The sequence below is a fragment of the Aquabacterium sp. UBA2148 genome (genome assembly GCF_002328915.1).
GTDB classification, from domain to species: Bacteria; Pseudomonadota; Gammaproteobacteria; order Burkholderiales; family Burkholderiaceae_C; genus Aquabacterium; species Aquabacterium parvum.
The window spans coordinates 1-2,510 of sequence record NZ_DCXA01000218.1; the positions used below are offsets into that span (position 1 = coordinate 1).

Annotated in this window: 3 protein-coding genes; all 3 read left to right on the forward strand. The window is 66.3% G+C overall.

Translation table 11 applies throughout. The features are described from left to right. The first annotated feature begins 165 nt into the window (after positions 1 to 165). Positions 166 to 1,188, forward strand: coding sequence for a GTPase Era (gene era / locus B2W70_RS12290; RefSeq protein WP_414631056.1), 1,023 nt, complete (start codon positions 166 to 168; stop codon positions 1,186 to 1,188). Between the two features lie 75 nt (positions 1,189 to 1,263). Continuing rightward, positions 1,264 to 2,034, forward strand: a complete 771-nt coding sequence (gene recO, locus B2W70_RS12295) for a DNA repair protein RecO (protein ID WP_286746070.1) — start codon at positions 1,264 to 1,266, stop codon at positions 2,032 to 2,034. Positions 2,035 to 2,045: 11 nt separating this feature from the next. Next, positions 2,046 to 2,510: pyridoxine 5'-phosphate synthase (locus B2W70_RS12300; RefSeq protein ID WP_286746072.1), on the forward strand; the 465-nt coding region annotated here is incomplete at its 3' end.

The window sequence follows — 2,510 nt, forward strand, 5'->3', positions numbered from 1 at the left end:
GGCTTGCCGCACCCAAAGCCGCGGCGAGTCAGGTGGTCGTGGTGCGCAAGCCAGCCAGGTCGCACCCGGCCCGACCGCCAGGTGAATCCGACAAGGCCTGACCCCGCTCATTGACGGGGACGACCGCTGCCCCATCCTCGCTCCGAACACCGCTACCAACCCGCCATGCCGAAAAAGCCCACCGAAGACCCGAACCCCTCGCTCGACCAGATGCTGGCCCAGTTGTCCACGGCCCGCTCTGGTGAAGGAGCGCAGGCTGTGCCGGCTTCCGAGCAGCGCTGCGGACTGATCGCCATCGTCGGGCGACCCAATGTGGGCAAGTCCACGCTGATGAACGCGTTGGTGGGGCAGAAGGTGTCGATCACCTCGCGCAAGGCACAAACCACGCGCCACCGCATCACCGGCATCTGCACCAAGGGCGACACGCAGTATGTCTTCGTTGACACGCCGGGCTTTCAGACGCGACACACGGTGCGCGGCACGGCGGCGCTCAACCGCAACCTCAACAAAACGGTGCAGGCCACGCTGTCCGACGTGGCCATCGTGCTGTTCCTGGTCGAGGCCGGGCGCTTCGGGCCCGACGATGCACAGGTGCTGGCCCTCTTGCCCAAAGACCGCCCGGTGCTGCTGGTGGCCAACAAGCTGGACATGGTCAAGAGCCGCGAAGAGCTTTTCCCGTGGCTGCAGGCCATGCAGGAGCGCTTCCCGTTTGCCGAGTACGTGCCGCTGACCGCCAAGCGAGAGGGCGATCCCGATCGGCTGCTGGACATCGTCCGCCCCTACCTGCCCGAGCAAGGCTGGTGGTACGACGCCGACGCGCTGACCGACCGAACCGACCGGTTCCTGGCCAGTGAGATGATCCGCGAGAAGCTTTTTCGCCTGACGGGCGACGAGTTGCCCTACACCTCGACGGTGGTCATCGACCAGTACACCGACGAGCCGCCGCCGGTGGGCAAGCCCAAGTCCACGGGACTGGTGCGCATCGCCGCGACCATCATCGTCGAGCGCGAGCAGCACAAAGGCATGATCATCGGCGACAAGGGCGAGCGCCTCAAGCGCATCGGCACCGAGGCCCGCACCGAGCTCGAGCGCCTGATGGGCCGCAAGGTCTTTCTGGAGATCTGGGTGAAGGTGCGCTCCGGCTGGGCCGACGACGACGCCCGCTTGCGCACTTACGGCTACGAGTGAGGCCTGGTGACGGGGCCCCGGTCGTCGTTGCGCGGTGCTTCTCACGGTGGCTCAAGGGGGCCATCGCCGGCCTATGTGCTGCACAGCCATGACTGGAGCGAGTCCAGCCTGATCCTGGACATGTTCTGCCGTGAGCAGGGCAGGGTGGTGGCCATCGCCAAGGGGGCCAAGCGGCCCTACTCACAGCTCAGGCCTGTGCTGATGCCGTTTCAACGCATTGCTGTGAGCTTTGGCGTCAAGCGCGGCGATGACGTCGAGGTGTTGCTGCTGAGGCAGGCCGAGTGGGCTGGCGGTCCGGCATTTTGTGGGGGTGGGGCCCTGTTGCCCGGCTTCTACCTCAACGAGCTGTTGATGAAATTGCTGCCCAGGCAAGACCCCCATCCGGTGCTTTTCGAGGCCTATGCCGACACCTTGCAGGCCCTGGCCGAGCCGGGTTTGCTGCACGCGGCGTTGAGGGCTTTCGAGTTGATCTTGCTGCGTCAACTGGGGCACCTGCCGGACCTGGCGCTGCAAACCCTTGATGGCCGGCCCGTGTTGGCAGGCGAGCCCTATGAGCTGCACCCGGAGCTGGGCGTGCGTCCCGCGCATCACCTGGGTGAATCCGCCGAGGGGCCGAACGTGCTCAACGGCAGCGTGTTGCTGGCGATGGAGGACGCGCTCTCCGATGGCTGGCTCAACGACCCAAGGCGCGTCAAACCCGGACACTCGCCCATGCCCAGCCTGATGGCCGCCTGTGTGCCAGCCTTGGTTGACCTCAAAGCGATCACGCGTTCGCTGCTTCACTATCATCTCGGCACGAACACGCTGCGCACCCGCCAGCTCATGATGGAACTCCAGCAACCATGACTTTCTCCGGCATGCACCTGACCGCTCACGATGCGCCCCTGCTGGGCGTCAACATCGACCACGTTGCCACGGTGCGCAACGCACGCGGCGGGCGCTTCCCTGATCCGGTTCAGGCCGCGCTGCTGGCCGTCGAAGGCGGTGCCGACATCATCACCTTCCATTTGCGTGAAGACCGCCGTCACATCCGCGACGACGACGTGGCGCGCCTGAAGGCCGCCATCGGTGTGCCCCTGAACTTCGAGGCCGCGGTGACCGACGAGATGCTGGACATCATCGAGCGCACGCGCCCCGAGCACGTTTGCCTGGTGCCGGAGCGTCGCCAGGAGGTCACCACCGAAGGTGGGCTGGATGTCATCGGGCAGTTCGAGCGTGTCAAGGACGCCTGCACGCGCCTGGCCGAAGCGAACTGCCGCGTGTCGCTGTTCATCGGCGCCGATCCGGCTCAGATTGACGCGGCGGCTCGCGCCGGCGCGCCC